Here is a 24057-nt window from a genome sequence, read left to right on the forward strand (position 1 = left end):
TTGTTACAGCAACCTCAGACCTGTCAAGAAAATTACTGTAGACAAAATTACAAACAATCATATCCTGTAAAAAATTTGAGAAATGAAGGTGCCGATGGCCACCGTTGCGAAACTTGTCAAACAGCGGATACAGGAAGAGCTTGACGATCTGACACGGTCAGAACGGCAGCTGGCCTCGGTACTTTTGCAGGATTATCCAATGACCGGCTTGCAATCGATCACCAAGCTGGCCGCTGCCGCGCAGGTCTCGACCCCGACGGTCATACGTATGGCACGCAAGCTGGGTTTCGACGGTTTTCCCGCCCTGCAGGACGCCCTGCGAGAAGAGGTGGCGGCACAGATCAAAAAGCCGATCTCGAAACGGGATGCCTGGGTTGTGGATGACGCGGCGGAGCATCCCACAACGCGGTTTGCGCAGGCTGTTTGGACAAATATGCGCCACACGCTGGAACGTCTGGACAAAGAGATGTTCGACACCGTTGCCCAGCTTCTGGCAAATACGGATCGCCATCTTTACGTCGTGGGCGGGCGTATCACGCGTTCAAATGCGGACTATCTGTTCAATCACATGCAGATTATTCGACCCAATGTGACGATGCTGGGCAATTCGGCAAACGTTTGGCCGCAGTACCTGCTTGATATGGATGAAACCTCGGTTCTGGTGATTTTTGATATCCGCCGATACGAGGCCTATCTCGAGAAATTGGCGCAGGTCGCATCAAGCCGCGGTGTGACGGTTATCCTGTTCACCGACCAATGGGGATCACCGATAGGCAAGACCGCCAACTACACCTTTCACGCACTGGTCGAGGCGCCATCCAGCTGGGATTCAACAATAGCGCTACAGCTGATATCGGAGACCCTGATCGCTGAAGTGCAAGAGGCACGGTGGGAAGAAAGCAAGGAACGCATCGAGGAACTTGAGCGGTTTTTCTCCTCGACGCGGATATTCCGCAGTCACGATTGAAGGCCGTACATCCACCGGGAAATATCACGGTTTTGGTCGCGCGAATTTTCACACTTCCCGCTTGACGCGCCCCGGCGCATGACTTAACCAGCGCAAACCATTTGCGGGTATAGCTTAATGGTAAAGCCCCTGCCTTCCAAGCAGGCTATGTCGGTTCGATTCCGTCTACCCGCTCCAATCCCCACTGATTTCTGCGTCAAATGGCCCTTATGGTTGGCTGTTTCTGGCAGGAATGCTTGACCGGAACGGCGGCTGGGGCCAAGAAAGCGTTCACTTTGTAGCGTTCAATACACAAGGGCCGGACATGGCAAGACAGACCGCCAATAAACCAGCACAATCAGCGGCTCCTGGCGCTAGCGAAGAGCGGGCCCGCTCAAGGAAAATCGGGGTGCTGGGGTCGCTTTGGCCCTTCATGAAGCCTTACAGGCTATTGATGATCGGGGCGACAATGGCGCTGATCCTGACGGCCAGCATGACGCTGACCCTGCCATTGGCCGTGCGGCGCGTCGTCGACAATTTCCGCATTCAGGACGGTGAATTGCTGGACTGGTACTTTTTGGCAGCGTTGGGCATTGCCGCTGTTCTGGCTGCGGGAACCGGTATCAGATATGCGTTGGTCACACGGTTGGGGGAACGTGTGGTTGCTGACATCCGCAAGGCTGTATTTGATCGTGTGATCGGCATGAGCCCCGAATTCTACGAACGCATCATGACCGGTGAAGTGTTGAGCAGGATCACCACCGACACGACACTCATCCAATCGGTTCTTGGCTCATCCGTTTCCATCGCGCTGCGCAATATGCTGATGTTTATCGGCGGGCTGGTTCTGATGCTGTTGACCTCGGCCAAGCTGACCGGGCTTGTCTTGCTGCTTATCCCCGTGGTGGTGGTGCCGATATTGATTCTGGGTCGGCGTTTGCGCGTGATCAGCCGTGAAAACCAGGATTGGATCGCTGCGTCATCCGGAAACGCGGGCGAGGCATTGGGGGCGGTACAGACCGTGCAGGCATTTACCCACGAACAGGCCAGCCGGCAGCAATTTGATGAGATGACCGAGATGTCCTATACCGTTTCACTGCGTCGGATTCAGACGCGCGCGGTGCTAACGGTGATTGTGATATTTCTGGTATTTTCAGGCATCGTTGGCGTTCTGTGGATGGGTGCAAATGACGTACGCAACGGTGTGATGACCGAGGGCGTTCTGATTCAATTCGTGATCTACTCGATCATCATGGCGGGTTCAGTCGCGGCCCTGTCCGAGATTTGGAGCGAGCTTCAGCGCGCCGCCGGAGCCACCGAGCGTCTTGTCGAGTTGCTGAATGCCGAAGATACGGTTTCGGACCCGGCCAAACCCGCTCCTTTGCCAAAGGACGTCCGGGGCGAAATCCGGTTCGAAGATGTAAGTTTTCGCTATCCAGCGCGCCCCGATACAATCGCGCTGGATCACTTGTCGCTTCAGGTAAACCCGGGCGAGACCGTTGCCTTTGTCGGACCGTCAGGGGCGGGCAAGACGACGATCATTCAATTGATTCAACGGTTCTATGACCCAAATTCGGGCCGGGTGATGTTGGATGGCCATGATCTGCGGGAACTGGATCGCACAGATTTCCGAAAGTACATGTCATTGGTGCCGCAGGATCCAGTGATCTTTGCCGCCTCAGCCCGCGAAAACATTCGTTTCGGTCGTCTGGACGCAACGGATGCCGAAGTAGAAGCCGCAGCCCGTGCAGCCATCGCACATGATTTCATTGCCGCATTGCCCGGTGGGTATGACAGTTTTGTCGGCGAACGCGGTGTCATGCTGTCGGGTGGGCAAAAGCAGCGTATCGCAATCGCCCGCGCCATATTGCGCGACGCACCTGTGCTGCTGCTGGACGAGGCGACCTCGGCCCTTGATGCGGAGAGTGAGCGAGCGGTGCAGGGCGCCGTGGATCAGATGCGTGCCGGCCGCACGACCCTGATTGTTGCGCACAGATTGGCCACCGTAAAGAAAGCCGACCGCATTGTCGTGCTGGACGAGGGCCGTATCGTGGCGCAGGGCAGCCATGATGATCTGGTGTCCCAGGATGGGCTATATGCGCGCCTCGCACGGTTGCAGTTCACCGATGGCGTAGCAGCAGAATAGGAGTGACGCTCGGGCATTTGTGAATTCGCCGTAGCGTCATTCTACAGTTTACTCTCTTTCAAAGCTAAGGCCTCGCTTGCGCGAGGTTTGTTTTGCTTCCATCTTGGATGCGAACAACAAGCTCGTGCAAAAACACGGGAGAAAAACGGGAGGAACCACATGGCCTTTGTGGGATTGGAAGACAAAACGCGCATGGAACAGGAAATGTCGTGGGAGGATCGGGATCTGCCTGTCACCTTCCATCAGCTCCTGTCGCGCACGGCAGAGAGATTTCCCAACCACAACGCCATCAGTTTTCAGCTACTGTCCGGGCCCACGGACAAGGCTGAGACCCTGACCTGGTCGGAACTTCTGGGCAAGGTCAATCAGGCGGCAAACCTGTTCCGCTCGCTGGGTGTCGGTGAAAAAGACGTGGTGGCCTATGTGCTGCCAAACTGTAACGAAACACTGATTACAATGATGGGCGGTGCAGTTGCGGGAATCGTGAACCCGATCAATCCGTTGCTGGAGCCCGAGCAGATTGCGGCGATCCTGCGCGAGACAGGCGCCAAAGTGGTTGTTACACTAAAGTCTTTCCCGAAAACAGATGTTGCACAAAAGGTAGAAGAGGCGGTGCGCCACGCGCCCAAGGTCAACACCATTCTGGAAATCGACCTGAACCGGTACCTGACGCCGCCCAAGTCGTGGCTGGTTCCCTTCCTGCGCCCCAAGATGGGCGAAAAAGAAAAGCTGGCGCACGCGGATTACAAAAACTTCAACAAGGAACTTGCCAAGCAACCGGCGACGCTGACATTCGAGGACAGCAAAGAAGATCGCGTTGCTTGTTATTTCCACACCGGTGGGACCACCGGGATGCCCAAGGTGGCGCAGCATAAATACTCGGGTCTGATCTACAACGGCTGGCTAGGCAACACGCTGTTGTTTGATGAGAATGACGTCATCATGTGCCCGCTGCCGATGTTCCACGTCTTTGCCGTGCATGTTATCGTGATGGCGGCCGTGTCGTCGGGTGCACATGTGATTTTCCCGACACCTGCAGGTTATCGCGGTGACGGTGTGTTCGACAATTTCTGGAAGCTGATCGAGCGCTGGAAAGTGAGCTTTATCATCACTGTTCCAACCGCCATATCAGCCAAGATGCAACGCCCGGTGGATGCAGATATCTCAAGCGTGAAAACCGCCTTTTCGGGTTCGGCGCCACTGCCGGTGGAGTTGTTCCGCCGCTTTGAAGAGGCGACGGGCGTCACCATCGTCGAAGGCTACGGCCTGACCGAGGCCACCTGTCTGGTCTCGTGCAACCCTGTGGATGGCGAGAAAAAGATCGGTTCGATCGGTATTCCGTTCCCCTATACGGATGTCAAAATCCTGCTGGACGGGCCGGATGGGCCGACAGAGTGCGGCACTGATCAGATTGGTGAGATCTGCATCTCGAATCCCGGTGTGTATGCAGGCAACACGTATACAGAGGCCGAAAAGAACATTGGTCTTTATCACTTTGACAAATACCTGCGTACGGGCGACCTGGGGCGGTTTGACGAAGACGGCTACCTTTGGATCACCGGTCGCGCCAAGGACCTGATCATTCGCGGTGGTCACAACATCGATCCTGCTGAAATCGAAGAGGCGCTGCTGGGTCACAATGCTGTTGCCTTCGCGGGGGCGATTGGTCAGCCGGACGCGCATTCGGGCGAAGTGCCCTGCGCCTTTGTTGAATTGGTCGATGGAGCGTCGGTCACTGAAAATGAGCTGCTGGAATATTGCAAGGTTCACGTGCATGAACGTGCCGCACAACCCAAGCATATAACCATTCTTGACGAGTTGCCGAAAACTGCCGTCGGCAAGGTATTCAAGCCGGACCTGCGCAAACAGGCCATCACCCGCATTTACAATGGTGCTCTTGACGCTGCGGGTCTTGCCGCGCGGGTTGTTCTGGTGATCGACGATAAAAAGCGTGGCCTTGTCGCGCAGCTTGACGCGAACGGATCTTCGGAAGACGATGTCTCGAAAGTGCTGGGCGCTTATACCCGGCCCTGGGAGTGGTCCAAATAAGCCGGAGGAACAATGGACTATGAACGCCTGATCGACGAAGAAACCTGGGCGTTCATACGCCGCACGGCCGAAAGCTATCCGGATGATGCGGTCGATTTGTCCATCGAGGACCAGCGTCGGGTCTATGACACGATGTGCAAGCAGTTTCGCCAACCGCGCCCTGCCGGTGTCGAAACCCAGGACCTGTACGCCGATGGCGTGCCGGTCCGCCATTATACCGCCGGGCATCCGACCCGAACGGTTGTCTATTTTCATGGTGGTGGCTTTGTCGTTGGCGGGTTGGACAGCCACGATGATGTCTGTGCCGAGTTTTGTGCGCAGACGGGATACCGCGTCGTTTCAGTCGACTACAGGCTGTGTCCTGAACATGTGCATCCAGCGCAGTTCCAGGATTGCTGGACGGCTGTGAAATGGGCGGCGGTCGAGTATGGCGACCCGCTGGTTCTGGCCGGGGACAGCGCGGGAGGAAATTTGTCAGCAGCTATTGCCCACCATGCGCGCGGGCGGCTGGACAAAATTCTGGGGCAAGTCCTGATCTACCCCGGCCTTGGCGGAGATCAATCGCGCGGCTCATATCTTGAGCACGCCCATGCTCCTTTACTGACACTGGACGACATCAAATTCTATGAAACCGTCCGATACACAGGCGCCCAGCCGCAAGGCGATCCGACTTATGCGCCGCTACAGGACAATGATTTTTCGAAACTGCCGCCAACTGTTGTGATTACCGCTGACTGTGACCCGCTCCGCGATGACGGGAAGGTCTATTGCGAGCGGATAAGCGCGGCTGGTGGTCAGGCCCATTGGATCAACGAACCTGGCCTTGTTCATGGGTACCTACGTGCGCGAACCTCGGTAAAGCGCGCAGCAGACAGCTTCGAACGGATCTCGGTCGCTATCGAAGCACTGGGGCAAGAGATCTGGCCCTACGACTGAAGTGAGTCAGTTACATCAGGAACGGCTTAGCCCTCATCGTGTCTGCGAGGGGCGCACCCAATCGGCTCAGAATGGTCGGGGCCAATTGGATCTGGTCGATTACGGTTTCTACGTCAGGCCCGTCGGCATCGCCGAAGTAATACAGCGCGGTTTCCTGTTGCAGGGGGCTGCGCCCTCCGTGGTGTCCGCGCTCGTCTTGGCCATGATCGGCGGTGACGATCACCTCATACCCCAATTGGCGCCAGCGAGGGATGAACGGGGCCAGCATCTCGTCTGCAACAAAGCAGGCATGATCCATTTCTTCGCAGTCGTGATAGAAACGGTGACCCATGCTGTCCAGTGTACAGGTGTGCAGGATGCCATAGTCCAGCCCAAAGCGCAGACACAGATTGGTCAAGGTGGCAAATAGATCGACGTCGGACGGGGTCATCTGGTTGTCTTTGCCGTAGCCGGTCATGCTGTGAAAGCGACCGTGATTGATGGTCTGGCTCTCTGGCTCGTCATATTCGACGTCGCGGACATAGTCGAACGGGTGACGGTTGAAGAACTGCGACCAAAAACTGTGTGTGACAGCCCCAGTCACGCCGCCGGCCTCACGTACCTGGCTAAAGACATCCTTATGGCTCAGGCGAAAGACGTTGCCGTTTCCGGTGCAGCCGTGTTCTTGCGGCGTTACGCCCGTATGGATCGATGCATAGCAACTGGCCGAAGTTGAAGGCAGCACTGCGCGGTGCTTCCACACCCGAGCTTCGCCGCTGTCGACCCAGCCTTCGAGGTTGCCGAACAGGCGGCGGAAATTCCGGTATGGTACTCCGTCCAGAATGATCAATAGTAGTTTACGGTCCATGGCTTGGCCCTTTGATCTGAGTATTTCATGCGGACGATACGCGAGTTGAAACCACGCGCCTGCCAAATCGCGTCCCAAATAATAAATTCCCGACGTCAGCCAAGGTGCAAAACGCCGGGAATCCATTTCTTCAAAGTGATGTTACAGGCGCAGAGATCAGTTCCCCGCACTTTCCATTTTGCGATGGGCAACGACCTCTTCCAGCCAGCCCAGATGCATCTCGGGCACCGAGCTCAGCAGAAGGTCTGTATAGTCGTCGAATGGCGGGCTGAGCACCTGACTCTTTGGACCATAACGGGCCACGCGTCCCTGATACATCACCGCGATGCTGTCGCTGATCGCCCGAACCGTCGCCAGATCGTGGGTGATGAACAGATAGGCCACATCCTCGATCTTCTGCAAATCCAGCAGCAGTTTGAGGATACCGTCCGCTACAAGCGGGTCGAGCGCCGATGTCACTTCGTCACAGATGATCATCTTGGGCTTGGCTGCCAGTGACCGCGCGATGCAGACGCGTTGCTTTTGGCCACCGGACAACTCGGCCGGATAACGGTCGATGAACTTCTCGCCCAACTCGATCTCGTCCAGCAGTTCGACGACCCGTTTGCGCTTTTCGGCACCGCGCATGTTGAAGTAGAACTCCAGCGGGCGTCCGATGATCGTACCCACTGTCTGGCGCGGGTTCATTGCCACGTCAGCCATCTGATAGATCATCTGCAACTCGCGCAGGTCCTCGCGGGATCGTCCGGCAAGGTCAGGCGAAAGCTTGCGTCCGGCAAACGTAATCTCGCCGTCGCGCGGCGGCAGCAGGCCGGTGATCACTCGGGCAAGTGTCGATTTACCCGACCCGGATTCACCCACAACCGCCAGCGTCTGACCCGGATGAAGCTCGACATTGACGTTGTGCAGCACGTCGAAATTCAACCCCTTGTAGCGCGCGGTGATACCGTCAACGCTCAGCAGCGGTTCCGCTGTGGGCTGTTTTTCCTCGTGCTCGATCGAACGGACCGAGACCAGAGCCTGCGTGTACTCTTCCTGCGGGTTGTTGATGATCTGATCGGTTGACCCGTATTCAACCGTATTCCCCATCCGCAAAACCATGATTTCGTCGCTGACTTGCGCCACGACCGCAAGGTCGTGCGTGATGTAGAGAGCAGCAACACCGGTATCGCGAATGGCTTCTTTGATCGCCATCAGCACGTCGATTTGCGTGGTCACATCCAGTGCCGTGGTGGGTTCATCGAACACCACCAGATCGGGTTCAGGGCACAGCGCCAGCGCCGTCATGCATCGCTGCAACTGTCCGCCTGAAACCTGGTGTGGGTAGCGTTCGCCGATATTATCCGGGTCGGGTAGGCCTAGTTTGGCAAACAGTTCCCGCGCGCGGCCTTCGGCCTCTTTTCGCGAAAATTTCTTGTGCTCGACCGCAGCTTCGACAACCTGATCCATGATCTTCTTTGCCGGGTTGAACGACGCGGCTGCGGATTGCGACACATACGCAACCTCACCCCCGCGCAGATTGCGGATATCGCCATGCGACGATTTCAGGATATCGCGCCCGTTTACCCAAACCTCGCCGCCGGTAATTTCAACACCGCCCCGGCCATAGGCCATAGAAGCGAGGCCGATGGTGGACTTACCGGCACCGGATTCTCCGATCAGGCCCAGCACCTTGCCGCGTTCGAGGTCAAAACTGACCCCGTGCACGATTTCGATGTCATGGGGTTTTTCACCCGGTGGATAGACCGTTGCACCGATCTTGAGGTCACGGACCTTGAGAAGGGTATCACTCATCCCCGGCCTCCTTTCAGCGATGTGGTTCTGTTCAGGACCCAGTCAGCGACAAGGTTGACCGAGATCGCCAGCGTCGCGATGGCCACAGCTGGGTACAAAGCTGCGCCGATGCCATAAACGATGCCGTCCTTGTTTTCCTTCACGATGCCGCCCCAGTCGGCCAGCGGTGGCTGAACGCCCAGCCCCAGAAACGAAAGGGTCGAGATGAAGAGGACCATAAAGATAAACCGCAGCCCAAACTCGGCCACCAGAGGCGACAGGGCGTTTGGCAGGATTTCACGGAAGATGATCCAGGCACGGCCTTCGCCGCGCAACTTGGCGGCCTCGACATAATCCATCACGTTGATGTCGACGGCAACCGACCGCGACAGGCGATACGGGCGTGTCGCGTCCAGAAGACCCATCACCAGGATCAGGATCGGGACTGTCACCGGGACAATGGCCAGAATGACCAGTGCCAGGATCAGGGTCGGGATCGACATGACCAGATCAACTGCCCGGCTGAGAACCTGATCAGCCCAACCGCCCAGAACCGCAGCCAGCAAACCCAGCGACGTGCCGGTTACAAAGCTGAGGATCGTAGCCGCAGCCGCAATGAAGATCGTCGTACGCCCGCCGTAGATCATGCGTGTCAGCAGATCCCGACCTATATTGTCGGTGCCCAACAGGTGTTCGGCGCTTGATGGCTCCCACACATCGCCAACCACTTCGGCCATGCCGTAGGGCGCAATCAAAGGCGCGGCTAAGGCGACAAAGAAATAGAGACCTGTGAAAAACAGACCGATCATCGCCGAAATTGGAATATTCTTCATCATTTCGGATGCCTCAGTCTTGGGTTGGCCAGGATCGACACGATATCGGCCACCATGTTCAGCCCGATATAGACGGCGGCAAAGACCACACCACACGCCAGCACGACCGGCACGTCACGCTTGGTCACCGAGTCCACCAGGTATTGTCCCATGCCGGGATAAACGAACACCACTTCGACCACGACAACGCCCACGACCAGATAGGCCAGGTTCAGCATCACCACGTTTACAATGGGTGAGATCGCGTTCGGAAAGGCGTGTCGCGCAATGACCTGAAAGTTTGACAACCCCTTCAGTTCCGCTGTTTCGATATAGGCCGACTGCATCAGGTTGAGGATCGCCGCGCGGGTCATGCGCATCATCTGCGCCAAGACCACCAGCGTCAGCACGAAAGCGGGCAATGCGATCGCATTGAGTTTTTGCCCGAATGACATCGAGTCATTGATCATCGCAAGCGAGGAAAACCAGCCCAGCTTTACCGAAACATAGTAGATCACCACGTAGCCGATCAGAAACTCTGGTATTGACACTGTCGTAAGCGTGACAGCTGAGATCAGCTTGTCCGGCCAGCGGTTGCGGTAGCGGACCGCCACCAGGCCCAGAAAGATGGCAAGCGGAACCGAAACCACGGCTGCGGCACATGCCAGAAACAATGTGTTGCCCAACCGTTTGCCAATGCTTTCAGCAATGTCGAGCTTGTTGGTCAGGGACTGACCCAGATCACCCTGAACGATACCGCCCAGCCATTCGAAGTAGCGGGTCAGGGCAGGCCGGTTCAGGCCCATTTCTTCGCGAAGGTTTGCAAGGGCCTCTGGGGTTGCGGACTGCCCCAGGACGGCTTGCGCTGCGTCTCCGGGAAGGGCTTCGGTCAGGCCAAAAATCAGAGCCGAAGCGCCAAACAGCAATAGGAGTCCCAGCGCAAGGCGCTGGGAAACCAGTTTGATGATAGGATGCATGATCCGTGGCCCGTTTTAGACGAACCACATTTTGCGGGACATGTTGCCGTTCATCATCTCTTGGTTCGGGTCTGATTCCCAACCATCCAGCTGATTACTGACGCCTTCAACAAAGTTGTTGAACATCGGGCAAATCAAGCCGCCTTCGTCGCGGACCATACGTCCCATCTGGCTATAGATGCCTTTGCGCTTTTCTGCATCCAACTCTGCACGCGCCGCAAACAACAGATCGTCAAAGGCCTGAACTTTGAAACGAGTGTCGTTCCAATCCGCAGTTGACAGGTAAGCGGTAGTATACATCTGGTCCTGTACAGGGCGACCACCCCAGTACGACGCACAGAAGGGCTGGACGTTCCAGACTTCGGACCAGTAGCCATCGTTGGGCTCACGTTTGATTTCCAGTGGAATACCGGCCTGCGCGGCCGTCTGCTGGAACAGGGCAGCGGCATCCACCGCACCTGGAAACGCGCCATCTGCGACACGAAGGATGATCGGCGAACCATCATGGCCGGACTTCTTGTAGTGCTCGGCTGCTTTTTCGATGCTGAATTCGCGCTGCTCGATTGTTTCGTCAAACAGTGGGTAGGCCGCGTTGATCGGCATATCATTACCGATCGAACCGTAGCCTCGCAGAACCTTGTCTACCAGGTCTGCCCGGTTGATGGCGTATTTCAGCGCGGTGCGCAGTTCATTGTTATCAAACGGTGCCGTGTCGCAATGCATGATGAAGACGTAGTGACCGCGACCAGCGGTTGAATGTACGGTCAGGTTGGGTGCGCGGCCCAACAGGTCGGCAACTTTGGGTTCCACGCGGTTGACCGCATGGACCTGTCCGGATTGCAGGGCAGCGGTACGCGCAGTTGCGTCGTTGATGACGATGACTTCGACACTGTCGAAATTGCCGTAATCGCTGTTCCAGTGGTTTTCGTTCTTTGTAAACAAGTGACGCACACCGGGTTCGTCAACTTCCAATTTGTACGGTCCAGTCCCGATACCTGCCCCTGGATTATCCATACCGCCATCAGGCTGAATGATCAGGTGGTAATCGGCCATCAGATAGGGAAGGTCGGCGTTTGGCTCGGTCAGGGTGACCTGGAAGTTGTCGCCGTCAGCTTTCATTGACTCAATGCCCTTCATAATGCCCAGGGCACCGGACTTGGAGTCTTCGTTCGAGTGGCGCTGCATGGTTTTCAGCACGTCTTCGCTGGTCATGGTCTTGCCGTTGTGGAATTCGACACCCTGACGCAGCTTGAAAGTCCAAACCTTGGCATCAGCGCTGCCTTCAACGCTTTCCGCCAGACGAGGCTCGATCGAACCGTCCGGTGCAACTTCGACAAGCTGGTCACCAAACTGTTTGCCGTTCTGGAAGGGAACAGAGCTTGCGTAGGTCGCCGGGTCCAGAGAGTTAGTGGATTCACCACCCTGAAGACCAAATTTCAAATCACCGCCCTTTTTCGGGCCAGCAGCCCGAGCGGCGTCTGCGAACATTGTGCTGGCCATCGCAGCCGAAACACCCAGAGCTGCGGCTTTCCCCATGAATTCGCGGCGGGTCATTTTTCCGGCTGTGACCTGACCGGCCATATGCGTGATTTGTTCGTTCATCGAGTATTCTCCCTATCGAGTGGTTTTAACCCTTTTCGGGTTTTTGTTGACGCATGAGTCAACGTTGGCTTATTTCAGCGAGCCGGGCAAGGGTATTTCTCCTCATTGCCGAAGGTCGAAGCGCAAGTAACCTTGTTCGGTGCGAGGCCCTTTCCACAAGAATACTATGATACAATCGTGTTTCAGACCAGTTTCCGAGCCTTTACGGTCCGGGGCGGCATGAAATACGCCAAATCATCCACGTATTGCGACAACCAAGTCCATGACATTGGTGCCAGTTGGCCCGGTTGTCAGCAAGGCTTGGGCTTTGTCCAGAAACGACCCGCTGTCAGCATTTATAAGCGCGGTCATCCCGCTGTCGTTCCATGTTGCACCGGTAATGATTCCCCCTGCCGCATTGGTCGGTCCGTCTGTGCCGTCCGTTCCGCCGACAACAACTGTCAGGTTTGGCTGCCCGGCAATCTCCTGCGCCAGCGCAAGTGCCAGCGCTTGGTTTCGTCCACCGCGCCCAGGGTGATCCGGCAAGACCACAGTCGGTTCCCCACCGAAGACCATCACGCCTTTTTCCATTCCGCGCAGCAGTTGGCCAAGGTGTGCGGCGACCTTCAGATAGTCATCATGCAGCGCCTCTTCATTGGCCCAAACCTTTAGCCCAGCTGCTTCGGCGGCTTGCACAACCGCATTGCGGGCATGGGCGTTCGAGGCCACGATCCGCGTGGTGGCTCCAAATGTGTGGCTGGAAGGCAAAGCGCCGATACCCGATCCAATGACATTGAGGTCGTCGCCCGGTACGTCCGAGATGGCCAGAACGGTCGCGCGCGCGCCCGCAAAGTGCGACAGTAACCCCCCGCCTTTGATGCGGGACAGTTTGCGCCGCTCAGCGTTCATCGCACCGATGTCCATCCCCTCTGAAAGCAACTTGCGGTTCAATGCTTCGAGATCGCTCAGTGATTTTCCGGGCAAAAGGTCTTCGGCCAACGAGGATGCGCCACCCGACACCAGAAGCAGCACATGTGATCCGGGGTCCATCTGTTCCAGCGCCTTACGCAGAGCACGCCCGCCCGCAAGGCTGCGGTTGTCCGGAACCGGGTGCGAGGCTTCGATCACCTCGACAGTGTCCGGCAAGTCACGGCCGTGATCGTCCTTGGTCACAACAAGCGTGGGAACCGTGCCGAACCGCGCCAAGGCCGCCCGTGCCATGGCGGCGGCGGGCTTGCCTACGGCCAGGATACGATCCGGATTCGGGATGTCGTGCAGAGCAGCTTCGGTGGCGGTGTATCCATCAACGGCCTCAACCCCGGCGCGCCAAAGTTGAACGGCTTGCTTTTCAGTATCCATCAAGTCTCCACCCAGATTGTAACCGGTCCGTCGTTGACAAGTTCAACGGCCATGTCGGCCCCGAATTGTCCAGTTTCCACCGCTACACCTTGCGCAGCAAGGTAGTTTGCGAAGGTGTTATACAGATGCTCGCCCAGTTCGGGCGGTGCTGCAGTTGAAAACCCCGGCCTGTTACCGCTTGTTGTATCTGCCGCCAATGTAAACTGGCTGATCACCAAGGCTGACCCTTTTACATCCAGAAGCGATCGGTTCATCTTGCCCGCATCGTCCTTGAAAATCCTGAGTCTGGCGGTTTTCCGGGCCAGTTTTTCAGCCTGGGTTTCATCGTCCCCCTGCATGGCGCAGACAAGAATCAAAAGCCCCGGACCGGATGCGCCAATGACATTGCCATCGACCGATACTTTGGCTTGCGAAACTCTTTGCAGCAATGCGCGCACGCGGTTCCCCCCCTTGGCGATTATCTTGCCTGAGCGATGGTTTAGCCGCGCCAGTCGACAAAGTCACCCAGCGCGGCACGATCTGTGCGAAAGTTATTTGCGGGATGCTTTCTGTCGGAATATCCAAAGGAAATCGCGCACAGGATCAGGCGGTCTTCCGGGATCTGAAAATATCTGTGCAGGAACGGGCCATACGCAGCTAATGCGGCCTGAGGAATGGTTGCCACGCCCAACGCCTGCGCTGCCAACGAGAAAGCCGTAACAAACCCTCCGCAATCCATTGCGCCATATGGTCCAAGTTCCGTCGGGCTTGAGACGATGGCGCAATGCGGTGCGTCGAACAGAGCGAAATTGCGCATCATTTGTTGGGTCGATCCTGCCCGGTCCCCGCGTTCCACACCGACTGCTTCATAAAGCGCCCAACCGCACGCGCGGCGGCGGTCTTGATAGACGCCTGAATATGACGCGGGAAACGGAAGATCGGGGGCCGGTGCGCCTGTTTCAGCTTCGTTTTGCATCGCCGCGCGGAACCTGTCGGTCTCTGCGCCGCTTGTGATCACCAATTGCCACGGCTGCGCGTTACACCAGCTTGGGACCCGGGCCGCGCTGGCCACGATTTGTTCGATCTGCTCCTTTGGTACAGGGTCGGGCATGAAGGCCCGGCAGGAATGGCGTTTCTCCAGAAGGTTATTCAGTTCTGCAAATGACACTAGCGCCTCGTTGTTATGTTCCGACCCTTAGGATGATCATGCCGCGCGAGATGTACAAGCAGTTGCTATTGCTGCCCGTTGGCTGCCAGATACCCGACAACCCCGGCAACAAGCAGGCCCAGAACAACGGCAATCGTGATCTTGATGGCTGACCAGGGACGTTCCCCCTGAACCCGCCCGGTTCGACCGTTCACCACAAATCGATAGGTCTGCCCGCGATATTTGTAAGCCGCCATCCAGATCGGCAGCAGAATATGTTTGAAGGTGACATCGCGCACCTCGGTGTCCACCGCGTGGATACGCTGCTTGTCACCCCCAATATCGAAGCGAACATCCCGTTCGATCACGCGCGCCATATGCGCGCGGGCCTCGGTATAGCCCTCTTTGAGTTCAACCGTATACGCCTCGGCGCGAAACCCGGCGAGGTATTCTGGCTGGTAAGGTTCAAGTGCCGGCAGATCCCAAGGCTGTAACGCGTCAGTGTAAGCCTTGGGCAGCGACTGCGAGGCCAGCACCAGAACGTCATCAAAAAACCGCGCAACACGACCTGATTTGGGCGACCAGCGCACTTTTGGCACCTGTTGCTGAACCCGTTTACCGTCCCGTATCACGGTGTGGGTTTCATAATAAATCACGCCGCGCTCACCACGGTAGGTGGACTTGGTGTCGGCATCAAAGGTCCAGTAAGGCACATAGATGCCCTGCATCTTGCGGCCCTTGCGGGCATAATCCTTCAACCCGTTTGGCGCGAACCATAACCGCCCCAGCCAATCGCTCATCGCCTTATGCGCCTCGCGCTCGTCGAAAGCAAAAGGCAGAACGCCCTTCGGTTTGATATGCCGGTTCACACCGGTGTCGGTTACCACCGGCGTGGCACAGAACGGGCATTCCGCAGCGTGCGTATTGGGGTCGAATTCAACCTGCGCCGCGCAGTTCGGACAGGACAGAACGCGGGTCTGTTCCAGCTCGCTGTCAGGCAGACGATCCGCAATGGCCGCGTCAAAATCCAGTTCGCGCAGGCTGGCACCTTGCCAGGGACCCGATCCGATGGGTTCGGAATGACCACAATGATCACATGTCAGCGTACCATCGCCAGGGCTGAACCGGTAATCTGCGCCGCATTGCTGGCAGGGGAAGCGGTGCTCTGCAAGGTCAGGGGCGTGTGTCATACATTACCCAATAGTGTCAGGACAGATGGAGGAGTATCGCGTTTTGGTCAGGCCCCCGGCGGCGGTGGCGGCAGAATGGTGAACAACTGCGCCAGTTCCTGCACGTCTCCGGCCTTCTTCCAGCCGTCCTGGCCCGCGGTCCAGACATAGGTGTCGCGCGTCAGATCGCCCTCGCTGACCATTCTGCCCATCCTGGCTTTGGAAAACGGGCCGCTGGTCTGCCCATCTACGGCGATATGCCAAACATGCTCGACCGGTGGCGGCGGCGGGGCCACATAGGCTGCCGGTCGCGGGGCAGCGGGGGCGGGCGCTCCCCACGGGCCGCTTGGCTGGCCTGCTGCGATGTTTGACATCTGCTGTGCCATTGCCATGCCCATTCCCATGCCAAGACCTGCGCCCATGCCACCGCCTTGGTTGGGGTTGCTGGCCGCAGCCGTCATCGCCTCCGCCGCGGAATACTGTGTGAATTTACCCAGATCTCCGGCCAACCCCATCGAGGTTCGCTTGTCCAAAGCGGCCTCGACCGCTGGCGGAAGCGAAATATTCTCGATGTAGAATTCTGGCATTTCCAGCCCATAACCTTCCAGCACCGGGGAAACTTCGGCCGCGATCAGTTTGCCCAGATCAGCCGTGTTTGCTGCCATGTCCAATACGGGAATGCCAGATCCCGAAATAACGCGGCTGAACTCCTGCACGATGATGTTGCGGACCTGAAAGCTGATCTCGTTCATGGTGAATTCGCCGTCGGTTCCAACGATTTCCACAAGGAACCTGGCCGGGTCTTTTACGCGCACGGTATAGGTGCCATAGGCACGAATGCGGGTCGGCCCAAACTCGGGGTCGCGCAACATGATCGGGTTCTTAGTCCCCCATTTCAGGTCGTTGAACCGGGTCGTATTGACGAAGTAAATCTCGGATTTGAACGGCGACTGAAAGCCATGATCCCAGTGCTGTAACGTGGTCAGGATCGGCATGTTGTTAGTTTCAAGCATATAGAGACCTGGCGTGAACACATCCGCCAGCTGCCCCTCGTGCACAAATACTGCCGCCTGACCTTCCCGCACCGTCAGCTTGGCACCGTATTTGATTTCATGGCCTTCACGCTCGAACCGCCAGACCATGGTGTCGCGAGTGTCGTCAACCCAATGGATGACGTCAATGAATTCTCCGGTCAGAAAATCGAATATTCCCATTTGGGTTCTCCTGTCCTTGGGGTCAGAGCGGCTGCCCCATCAATTCCCGGGCAATGACTTGCACGATGGGGCGGGCCTGATCGACTGTCACGCCGGGCTCAAGCCGCTTGTCATAAAGCATTGTCAGCAGTTTTTCGTCATGGCTCGTCAGCAGGGCAAACTCGTCATCATCATTGAAGATCGATGGGCGCGCTGCCGGGCTGTCGTTCGACAATCCCAGCCCCTGTGCGATTTCTTCGTGGATACAGCTGCGACGGACCAGATCAGTCAATTCGGCCCGGATCAACGCAACGGCGCGTACATATTTATACGGAGAGGCCGTTGTCGCCGAGGCAAAAACAAAACAATCGAAATTCGATCTCGGATTTGCGACCAGATCAAGCGAAGCCTGACTGATATTCGGGATCAGCTGTTTCAGTCGGGACACCACATAGGCGCTGTCGTCCTTGCCCGCGAAGAAGACGTGGAAGTTAGCGTTTCGGGAGACCACGGAAATCGGATGATCCGTCAGCCTCGCCAGGCGCGACGCAAAGGATTGAACCCGTTCCGCATCTTGTTGCCGTACGGCGGGCAGCACGGAAGGCCCAAACTCGGTCTGGATGCGCACCGGCCCCGACCACCGGCTGAGCTGCCCGTCTGTCTGGCGCGAACCGATGGAAACGTTTTGGGTCGGATATTCGCTGTAGAACGCAATCGTTTCGAAATTTCGCGCCAGATCCTGGGCGTCATAAGGTGTATCAGGGCCGCCCCCGTCTGTCCGCAATAACCCCCGCACCAGAAGGTCGCGTTCGACACGCTGGTAAAACCGCGCCAGATCCTGACTTGCGGCAGAGGGCGGTACATAGGCATTCGCCGCAACAGAAACAGGCGCTGGGAGCGCTTGCGGTGGAATCGAGGAAGTCAGTGTTTCATCGCAATTGGCCAAAGCCAAAAACGCCGCCATCCCCAGCGCCTTTTTCAGATATTCGTAGGCCTTCACGCCACTCCCGCCTTTAGCCAGGAACTGCCGTGCCGGCGTTATCGCCGATTCCATCCCGCCGCGCCTTGGCAGACGCCAAAGTGTCGCGCAGTTCCACCTCCATCTTCTGCAGCTCGGCCTCGGCCGCGGCACGTTTGGCTTTTCCTTCATCCGCAATGGCAAGGCTTTCGTTGATGGTGCCGATCAGGTCTGCGTTGGCCTTTTTGACAGCTTCGATATCGAACACGCCGCGTTCCATTTCCTCGCGTATCATCTTGTTCGACTGGCGCAGATTGGCAGCATTCGAGGTCAAAAGTTCGTTGGTCAGATCGTTGGCGTCGCGCACCGCGGCGGCAGCTTCGGCGCTGCGCTGAATGGTAACGGCCTGTGCCAGTTGCGTTTCCCACAGCGGCACGGTGTTCACCAGCGTCGAGTTGATCTTTGTGACCAGAGACTTGTCGTTCTCCTGCACCAGCCGGATCGAAGGCAGCGACTGCATCGTGACCTGACGGGTCAGTTTCAGATCGTGCACGCGGCGCTCCAGATCGTCACGCGCGGCGCGCATGTCACGCAGTTCCTGTGCTTTCATCACTTGTTCTTCTTCTGGCGCGGCCTGAACAGCAGCTTCCCTTTCGGGGATGTCGTGGCTGTCCAATTCGGTCAGCTTTTCTTCACCCGCCGCGATGTACAGCGCCAGTTCATCATAGAAGCCCAGTGTTTTTTCGTACAGCAGGTCCAGCGATTTGATGTCCTTGAGCAGTGTATGCTCATGCCCCAGAAGATCGTCGGTTATGCGGTCGATTTGCCCCTGAACTTCTTCAAACTGAGCGGTGAACTTTGCAAATGGCGCGGCCCTGCCCAGCAGCCTTTCCCACCAGCTGCGCTCGCGGCGCACGTCCAGTTCACTGACCGAAAATCCGCGGATCGTGGTCACGATATTGCGCAGACTGTCGCCTGCGGGGCCAACATCCTTGTTGCGCACATCCGCCAGCATGGCCTGACTGATTTCCTGCAATTCGGCCTGAGCGGAAGATCCGAAAGCAACAATCGAATTGGTGTTGCTTATGTCGATCTCGTCCATGCGCTTGCGGATCTCGGCACTCACTGGTTCGTCGGCTTCTTCAAGCGAGATAACCTCGGCCTTTGGTTCGGGCAGGGCAACTGCGATGACTTCCTGCACCAGTGTTTCGGCCTGAGCCGCCTTGTTCTTGATCTCATCGGACATGGGGATGTTCCTCGCTCAAATAATGGCCGGTCAGTCCAACCGGACGCCTTCGCGCTGCAGTCTTTCGCGCAGCACGTCGATTTCGACCGTCAGATCACTGCGGTCATCCAATAGCATTTTGCGCGTACGCGCGGCGAAATTCTGTTCTAGGTCATCCAGCAGCGCGACGTAGTCCGTCATCGCCTGCGCATCGCGGGTCCGGGCATAGACATCGGCGAACTTGACCGTCGCATCACGCGCGCCCTGTAGATAAACCGTCATGTATTTTCGCGCGCCCGCCAGATCGCGGGGGTCTTCCTCGACCGTTCGAAAAAGGTCACGTGCAGTGTCCTGAAACCGTTCCAAACGGGCTTCGATCCGGCGATCACCCGCACGTTTGATGGCGTCCGTCATCTCGGAAAGACGGTTTTCCGCATCCTCAACGACCCGGGCAACGCGATCTTGCTGAAAGGTGTCAATTCCTTCCATGCCCTTGTCCTTCATCGGGTCAAACCCGAAGGAGGCCGAATGCAGCACGGTTGCTGCCGCGCCGAACAAGACAGGGGCAAGCAGGCTGACTTGCGACGCCGTTTCCGCATTCAGAAACTCGGTCCGATAGGACGCAAGAGCGGCGCCCAGACCTGTCAGAAGGCTGGCAAAGATTTTACGGGGAAACGCAGGCCGGCGGGCAGCCTTACGGGCGTTAAACGCGGCTTCGGCCCGCAGACCTTCGCGCAGCAAAAACGCAGCTGCCGTCAGCAGGCCAGCTGCGATCAGACCAATGGTCATGCCAATCGCGCCGTCGTTCAGCGACAGAAATACCAATGGGATCGCCGGTATGAACAGGACATTGGCCCGTGCACCCGCAGGTTCGACCCGCGCGCCATCGAATTGTCCACGGGGCTGAAGAGTGTCACCGGACGCATTGTCCTGAGGGCTGTATTTGCCGCCAAATCGCTTTGCCATGCGTTACAAGCCCCCAAGCACGCCTGTGCACACGCCAAACAAAAGCACCAGCAATACGGCGTAGGCGAATTTTTGCACTCCGCTTCCGGACATCACGCTCCCCAAATAGCAGCAATCACAGAAAATTTAGGGGATACGCATGCTTGGCGCTAGGGGGAAGGTTGCCGAACCTGCATCACTTGCGGGGATTCTTGCCGATGGGCGGGCGTTTTCTTTGTGGTCGCGTCGGGCGTTTGGGGGCCGCTTCGGGTTTGGCATCCGAATCCAGGCCAAGTTGATCGCGCATAACGCGGCGGCGGATTTCTTCGACTTCGCCCGGCTTCAGATTGCCCAATTGGAACGGTCCGTAAGAAACCCGCAACAAACGGTTCACATTAAAACCGATATCTTCCATCGCGCGGCGGATTTCACGGTTCTTTCCTTCGCGCAGACCGATGGTCAGCCAGGCATTGGCCCCTTGCTGGCGATCCAGCGTGACGGTCATCGGCTGGAACCGCTCTCCCTCAATCACCAGCCCTTTGCGCAGCGGTTCGAAATCTTCGTCTTTCGGGCGGCCGTTTACCCGCACACGGTATTTGCGCAACCAGCCGGTCGCTGGCAGTTCAAGCTTGCGCTTGATAGCACCATCATTAGTCAGCAGCAGCAGACCTTCGGAATTCAGGTCAAGCCGGCCAACGCTCATCACCCGCGGCATGTCTTCGGGCAGCTTGTCGAAAATCGTATCGCGCCCTTTTTCGTCGCGGGTTGTCGTGACCAGCCCAGCAGGCTTGTGATACAGCCACAAGCGCGAGGGTTCCGGTTCCGAGACCGGTTTACCGTCGACAACGATCTTGTCTTTCGCCGTCACGTTCAGGGCGGGGCTGTCGATGGCCTTGCCATTCACGGCCACGCGGCCAGCTTCGATCATGCGCTCGGCCTCGCGCCGCGACGCGACGCCGGCGCGGGCCAGGACTTTGGCGATCCGGTCGCCGGGAGGAGGGGTCTTGTTCATGTCTGGGCCATACCCTATCCCGCGCGCTTGCGAAAGGCAGGTTTCTGATGCAGTCAGGGGCATGATGTTCAAATCGCATATGGAACAGGCACTGCGTGAGGCGCGCGCTGCAGCGGATCGCGGCGAAGTGCCCGTTGGCGCGGTCATTGTCGGGCCGGACGGCTCTGTTGTGGCGGCGGCAGGAAACCGGACGCGTGAGTTGAACGATCCTACTGCGCATGCAGAAATCTTGGCTTTGCGCGCGGCCTGTGCCTATGCCGGATCTGAAAGACTGCCCGGATTTGATATCTATGTGACACTGGAACCCTGCGCCATGTGTGCAGCGGCACTGGCGGCCGCGCGCATCCGGCGCGTTTACTATGGGGCGTCCGATCCCAAATCCGGCGGCGTGGCCCATGGCGCGCGGGTTTTTTCCCACCCGCAAGCACATCACAAGCCCGAGGTCTATGACGGCATAGCCGCCAAAGAATGTGAAAACCTGCTGCTGGATTTTTTCGCGGAAAAACGAATAGAAAAATGACCGTGATCTGACAGGACGGCCACTGTCAGTTCCAGTCCAGGCGATACACTGTCTGCTGCCCGCCGAACCCTTTCAGTGCGACCGATTTTGGCGAGCTGAACCTCAGACCGCCCTCCGGGCTGACCAGCAATCTGGTCACGTCGGTGACATGAATTTCATTCGGGCCACTTACGTCTGTCACGCGCGCGGCCTTATTGACGACGGACCCGAAGAAATCCTCATCTTTCTGTATGACGTCGCCTGTATGAATTCCAATCCGCAGACCCAGAGGTGTTTCGGCATTTGCCAACGCGTTCTTACTTTGCAGCTCGATTGCTGCCTGGATTGCATCCTGAACCGTTGGGAAGATCGACATCGTGCCGTCCCCAAGGGATTTGACCAGCCGTCCCTGATGGGCGTGGATGAGGTTTTCAGTCAGATCAAAATGACCGGAAATAAGCTGGGCCCATTTCTTGTCGCCCAATTGCCGGGTGATATCTGACGACCCGACAATGTCAGTGAACATGACCGAGGCGGTTCCCTCGGTCTGATCCTGTGTGAACTCCTGCTTTGCGGCTTCGATCAGTGCATTCAACGCCGCATGTTCGATGCCGATCTTTTCCATGTTCGAGGTTGGGTTGGACACATGCAGCTGCACCATTTTCCAGACGCCGTCTTCCAGATGCAGTACAAATGTAAAGCGGTGCCAGGCTGAATTGCCGTTCGAATGAAAGGTCAGCGTCGCTTCGCAAAATGCCCAGCCCACATCCCCACATTCAAAAGCTTCCAGTGAATGTTCCTGCCAGTCATAGTCCGGGATTTCCTTGGTGTGATCCGCGAAGCCACGGCGAAACACCTGCCCGGACCATGCCTCTTCATCCGCCGAGCCCTGATACCGCAGGTGTTCCGAGGATGACAACATATTGACCAGCACAGCCCGATCCTTGTCATGAACGGCTTGATTCCATCGCCGTACAACTGCGATCAGTTCAGGTGAAGGGACAATGTCGCTGGTCATATCATCCCTACAGCTTTATCGCCTGCATAACCTGCGGTTCGATGACGTCTACACCCGGCAAAGCACCTGCCAGCGCCTGAGCGGATTGCTCAAGAATCGGGAAGGTCTTGTAGTGGCAGGGGATCACAGTTTTGAAGTTGAAGTATCGTTTGGCTGCATAGGCGGCGCCTTTCATATCCATGGTGAAGTGCCCACCTGCGGACAGGATGCCGATATCGGGTTTGTAGTAATCCCCCATCCAGTCCATATCCGCCGTGATATCCGTGTCACCTGATACATAGACCATGCGGCCCTCGGTACTGATCATGAAGCCGACCTCGCTGCCGCCCGTGCGCAGGCCATCCGGTGTCGAAAATGTCGAGCTGTGAGAGGCCGGGACCATTGTTACCTTGACCCCGTTCAGGTTGACCGTACCGCCCTTGTTGAAACCAATGGTCTCGATGCTTTCGGCTTCGGCCCAGTACCCCATCAGGTCATATTGTCCCACAACCGGAATCTTCAGGTGTTTGGCCAAAGGCAGAACGTCGACGACATGGTCAAAATGTGTATGGGTCAGAAGGATATGGGTGGCGCCATCAACGGCGGCGTCATGCTGTTCCTCGGGCAAGACCGGGTTGCCGGTCAGCCAGGGGTCGATTAGCAGCACCTTTCCCTGGGTTTCGATACGGAAACTTCCATGGCCCAACCAGATAATGTTCATAATTATTTCCTCCCAATCATTCTGTTGGCGGCAGCCTAACATCGGATAAGTAAATTTCCATGGATTGGTTTCGTGAAATAGACGGGTACTGCGAGCGGCTGTCTCCAGCCTACTGGGCAGAGCCCGTTAACGCGGTCACAAACGCTGCTTTTCTGATTTGCGCATGGGTCATGTGGCGGCGCGTGCGCAATCAGAACATGCCGCTGGCCAAGGTTCTGGTGGCGCTTCTGGCGATCATCGGGTTTGGCAGTTACCTGTTTCACACGCATGCGCAGGTATGGGCGGCTTTGGCGGATGTCGCGCCCATACTGTCGTTCATTTTGGTCTATATCTTTGCGGTGAACAAAAACATCTGGAGGATGCCTTTGGGGCTGGCGTTCGGGGGAATGCTTCTTTTTCTTCCCTATGCGGCTGCTGCTGTCCCACTTTTCCAACAGGTTCCGGGGCTTGGAGGTTCGGCGGTTTATGCGGCGGTCGCTTTGCTGATCCTGATCTATGCTGTTGCGTTGCGCGGCCGTGATCCGATTCTGGCCAAAGGAATGACAATCGGGGCGTTGATCCTGATCTTGTCGATTACCTTCCGTGCCCTCGATATGCGTTTCTGCGGCCAATGGCCGGTGGGGACACATTTCATGTGGCATATCCTGAATGCTATTATGCTGGGCTGGATGATCGAAGTGTATCGTGCGGCCCTCATCAGGGGCCGCTTCACCCAAACTCGTGGATCATGAGCATATGTCGGGGAGGCCTGTCGTGACCATCCTTCAGACTTATGATTCGGTCGGT

Annotated in this window: 22 protein-coding genes and 1 tRNA gene; 7 read left to right on the top strand and 16 right to left on the bottom strand. The window is 57.2% G+C overall.

From position 1 onward, the window contains the following. Positions 1 to 94 precede the first annotated feature (94 nt). The 5 genes from ACR0AM_RS04040 (at position 95) to ACR0AM_RS04060 (ending at position 6077) form a co-directional block, all read left to right on the top strand. On the top strand, positions 95 to 967 hold the full coding sequence (locus tag ACR0AM_RS04040; RefSeq protein WP_480482048.1) for a MurR/RpiR family transcriptional regulator: 873 nt from the start codon (positions 95 to 97) through the stop codon (positions 965 to 967). Between the two features lie 103 nt (positions 968 to 1070). Then, positions 1071 to 1144 (top strand) — tRNA-Gly (locus ACR0AM_RS04045). A gap of 127 nt (positions 1145 to 1271) precedes the next feature. Continuing rightward, entirely contained in the window at positions 1272 to 3092 is a 1821-nt protein-coding gene (locus tag ACR0AM_RS04050) for an ABC transporter transmembrane domain-containing protein (RefSeq protein ID WP_480622191.1), read from the top strand. A gap of 159 nt (positions 3093 to 3251) precedes the next feature. Beyond that, positions 3252 to 5141 (top strand): acyl-CoA synthetase, encoded by a 1890-nt coding sequence (locus tag ACR0AM_RS04055; RefSeq protein WP_480622192.1) that lies wholly within the window; start codon positions 3252 to 3254, stop codon positions 5139 to 5141. 12 nt (positions 5142 to 5153) lie between these two features. Then, positions 5154 to 6077: an alpha/beta hydrolase gene (locus tag ACR0AM_RS04060; protein ID WP_480516138.1), complete on the top strand. Its 924-nt coding sequence runs from the start codon at positions 5154 to 5156 to the stop codon at positions 6075 to 6077. A 10-nt stretch (positions 6078 to 6087) separates the two neighbouring features. Here ACR0AM_RS04060 and ACR0AM_RS04065 read toward each other — a convergent pair whose 3' ends face one another. The 14 genes from ACR0AM_RS04065 to ACR0AM_RS04130 all read right to left on the bottom strand — a co-directional run bounded on the left by ACR0AM_RS04065 (position 6088) and on the right by ACR0AM_RS04130 (position 21054). Continuing rightward, complete coding sequence (locus ACR0AM_RS04065; protein WP_480475716.1) at positions 6088 to 6924, bottom strand: alkaline phosphatase family protein; 837 nt, start codon at positions 6922 to 6924, stop codon at positions 6088 to 6090. Positions 6925 to 7080: 156 nt separating this feature from the next. Beyond that, complete coding sequence (locus ACR0AM_RS04070) at positions 7081 to 8718, bottom strand: ABC transporter ATP-binding protein (RefSeq protein WP_480475718.1); 1638 nt, start codon at positions 8716 to 8718, stop codon at positions 7081 to 7083. Further along, positions 8715 to 9530, bottom strand: coding sequence for an ABC transporter permease (locus tag ACR0AM_RS04075; protein ID WP_480475720.1), 816 nt, complete (start codon positions 9528 to 9530; stop codon positions 8715 to 8717). Before ACR0AM_RS04075 ends, ACR0AM_RS04070 begins: the two co-directional genes overlap by 4 nt. Continuing rightward, positions 9530 to 10486, bottom strand: coding sequence for an ABC transporter permease (locus tag ACR0AM_RS04080; protein WP_480622193.1), 957 nt, complete (start codon positions 10484 to 10486; stop codon positions 9530 to 9532). The genes ACR0AM_RS04075 and ACR0AM_RS04080 overlap by 1 nt, the downstream gene beginning before the upstream one ends. 15 nt (positions 10487 to 10501) lie before the next feature. Further along, positions 10502 to 12088, bottom strand: a complete 1587-nt coding sequence (locus ACR0AM_RS04085) for an ABC transporter substrate-binding protein (RefSeq protein ID WP_480506188.1) — start codon at positions 12086 to 12088, stop codon at positions 10502 to 10504. Between the two features lie 234 nt (positions 12089 to 12322). Continuing rightward, complete coding sequence (locus ACR0AM_RS04090) at positions 12323 to 13426, bottom strand: glycerate kinase type-2 family protein (protein WP_480622194.1); 1104 nt, start codon at positions 13424 to 13426, stop codon at positions 12323 to 12325. Beyond that, the gene (gene dtd, locus ACR0AM_RS04095; RefSeq protein ID WP_480622195.1) at positions 13426 to 13863 is read right to left on the bottom strand and encodes a D-aminoacyl-tRNA deacylase; all 438 of its coding nucleotides are present in this window, start codon (positions 13861 to 13863) and stop codon (positions 13426 to 13428) included. Before dtd ends, ACR0AM_RS04090 begins: the two co-directional genes overlap by 1 nt. 41 nt (positions 13864 to 13904) lie before the next feature. Then, on the bottom strand, positions 13905 to 14573 hold the full coding sequence (locus ACR0AM_RS04100) for a nitroreductase (RefSeq protein ID WP_480537382.1): 669 nt from the start codon (positions 14571 to 14573) through the stop codon (positions 13905 to 13907). A gap of 65 nt (positions 14574 to 14638) precedes the next feature. Further along, positions 14639 to 15742, bottom strand: coding sequence for a TFIIB-type zinc finger domain-containing protein (locus ACR0AM_RS04105; protein WP_480475731.1), 1104 nt, complete (start codon positions 15740 to 15742; stop codon positions 14639 to 14641). A gap of 47 nt (positions 15743 to 15789) precedes the next feature. Then, complete coding sequence (locus ACR0AM_RS04110) at positions 15790 to 16935, bottom strand: SPFH domain-containing protein (RefSeq protein ID WP_480493719.1); 1146 nt, start codon at positions 16933 to 16935, stop codon at positions 15790 to 15792. A 22-nt stretch (positions 16936 to 16957) separates the two neighbouring features. Next, a complete protein-coding gene (locus ACR0AM_RS04115; RefSeq protein WP_480622321.1) occupies positions 16958 to 17878 on the bottom strand; it encodes a DUF2927 domain-containing protein in 921 nt (306 codons plus the stop codon). Positions 17879 to 17927: 49 nt separating this feature from the next. After that, positions 17928 to 19118: a toxic anion resistance protein gene (locus tag ACR0AM_RS04120; RefSeq protein ID WP_480493721.1), complete on the bottom strand. Its 1191-nt coding sequence runs from the start codon at positions 19116 to 19118 to the stop codon at positions 17928 to 17930. Positions 19119 to 19148: 30 nt separating this feature from the next. Next, entirely contained in the window at positions 19149 to 20063 is a 915-nt protein-coding gene (locus ACR0AM_RS04125; protein WP_480582819.1) for a 5-bromo-4-chloroindolyl phosphate hydrolysis family protein, read from the bottom strand. A gap of 175 nt (positions 20064 to 20238) precedes the next feature. After that, on the bottom strand, positions 20239 to 21054 hold the full coding sequence (locus tag ACR0AM_RS04130) for a pseudouridine synthase (RefSeq protein WP_480622196.1): 816 nt from the start codon (positions 21052 to 21054) through the stop codon (positions 20239 to 20241). Positions 21055 to 21115: 61 nt separating this feature from the next. Here ACR0AM_RS04130 and ACR0AM_RS04135 point away from each other — a divergent pair, with 61 nt between their 5' ends. Next, on the top strand, positions 21116 to 21574 hold the full coding sequence (locus tag ACR0AM_RS04135; protein ID WP_480622197.1) for a nucleoside deaminase: 459 nt from the start codon (positions 21116 to 21118) through the stop codon (positions 21572 to 21574). Positions 21575 to 21599: 25 nt separating this feature from the next. Here the strand turns inward: ACR0AM_RS04135 and ACR0AM_RS04140 are convergent, their stop codons facing one another. Both ACR0AM_RS04140 and ACR0AM_RS04145 read right to left on the bottom strand, forming a co-directional pair. After that, a complete protein-coding gene (locus ACR0AM_RS04140) occupies positions 21600 to 22571 on the bottom strand; it encodes an adenylate/guanylate cyclase domain-containing protein (RefSeq protein WP_480622198.1) in 972 nt (323 codons plus the stop codon). 7 nt (positions 22572 to 22578) lie between these two features. Then, positions 22579 to 23271, bottom strand: a complete 693-nt coding sequence (locus ACR0AM_RS04145; protein ID WP_480622199.1) for a metal-dependent hydrolase — start codon at positions 23269 to 23271, stop codon at positions 22579 to 22581. Positions 23272 to 23330: 59 nt separating this feature from the next. Here ACR0AM_RS04145 and ACR0AM_RS04150 point away from each other — a divergent pair, with 59 nt between their 5' ends. Continuing rightward, on the top strand, positions 23331 to 24002 hold the full coding sequence (locus ACR0AM_RS04150; RefSeq protein ID WP_480622200.1) for a ceramidase domain-containing protein: 672 nt from the start codon (positions 23331 to 23333) through the stop codon (positions 24000 to 24002). Positions 24003 to 24057 lie beyond the last annotated feature (55 nt).

It is taken from the genome of Ruegeria sp. AD9 (genome assembly GCF_056542305.1).

Coding starts and splice junctions, on each gene's coding strand:
- ACR0AM_RS04080 (WP_480622193.1), bottom strand. CDS start 10,486: ATGCATCCTATCATCAAACTGGTTTCCCAGCGCCTTGCGCTGGGACTC.
- ACR0AM_RS04130 (WP_480622196.1), bottom strand. CDS start 21,054: ATGAACAAGACCCCTCCTCCCGGCGACCGGATCGCCAAAGTCCTGGCC.
- ACR0AM_RS04065 (WP_480475716.1), bottom strand. CDS start 6,924: ATGGACCGTAAACTACTATTGATCATTCTGGACGGAGTACCATACCGG.
- ACR0AM_RS04060 (WP_480516138.1), top strand. CDS start 5,154: ATGGACTATGAACGCCTGATCGACGAAGAAACCTGGGCGTTCATACGC.
- ACR0AM_RS04105 (WP_480475731.1), bottom strand. CDS start 15,742: ATGACACACGCCCCTGACCTTGCAGAGCACCGCTTCCCCTGCCAGCAA.
- ACR0AM_RS04150 (WP_480622200.1), top strand. CDS start 23,331: ATGGATTGGTTTCGTGAAATAGACGGGTACTGCGAGCGGCTGTCTCCA.
- ACR0AM_RS04055 (WP_480622192.1), top strand. CDS start 3,252: ATGGCCTTTGTGGGATTGGAAGACAAAACGCGCATGGAACAGGAAATG.
- ACR0AM_RS04120 (WP_480493721.1), bottom strand. CDS start 19,118: ATGTCCGATGAGATCAAGAACAAGGCGGCTCAGGCCGAAACACTGGTG.
- ACR0AM_RS04085 (WP_480506188.1), bottom strand. CDS start 12,088: ATGAACGAACAAATCACGCATATGGCCGGTCAGGTCACAGCCGGAAAA.
- ACR0AM_RS04040 (WP_480482048.1), top strand. CDS start 95: ATGGCCACCGTTGCGAAACTTGTCAAACAGCGGATACAGGAAGAGCTT.
- ACR0AM_RS04110 (WP_480493719.1), bottom strand. CDS start 16,935: ATGGGAATATTCGATTTTCTGACCGGAGAATTCATTGACGTCATCCAT.
- ACR0AM_RS04145 (WP_480622199.1), bottom strand. CDS start 23,271: ATGAACATTATCTGGTTGGGCCATGGAAGTTTCCGTATCGAAACCCAG.
- ACR0AM_RS04140 (WP_480622198.1), bottom strand. CDS start 22,571: ATGACCAGCGACATTGTCCCTTCACCTGAACTGATCGCAGTTGTACGG.
- ACR0AM_RS04075 (WP_480475720.1), bottom strand. CDS start 9,530: ATGAAGAATATTCCAATTTCGGCGATGATCGGTCTGTTTTTCACAGGT.
- ACR0AM_RS04115 (WP_480622321.1), bottom strand. CDS start 17,878: ATGGCGGCGTTTTTGGCTTTGGCCAATTGCGATGAAACACTGACTTCC.
- ACR0AM_RS04125 (WP_480582819.1), bottom strand. CDS start 20,063: ATGGCAAAGCGATTTGGCGGCAAATACAGCCCTCAGGACAATGCGTCC.
- ACR0AM_RS04070 (WP_480475718.1), bottom strand. CDS start 8,718: ATGAGTGATACCCTTCTCAAGGTCCGTGACCTCAAGATCGGTGCAACG.
- ACR0AM_RS04090 (WP_480622194.1), bottom strand. CDS start 13,426: ATGGATACTGAAAAGCAAGCCGTTCAACTTTGGCGCGCCGGGGTTGAG.
- ACR0AM_RS04050 (WP_480622191.1), top strand. CDS start 1,272: ATGGCAAGACAGACCGCCAATAAACCAGCACAATCAGCGGCTCCTGGC.
- ACR0AM_RS04135 (WP_480622197.1), top strand. CDS start 21,116: ATGATGTTCAAATCGCATATGGAACAGGCACTGCGTGAGGCGCGCGCT.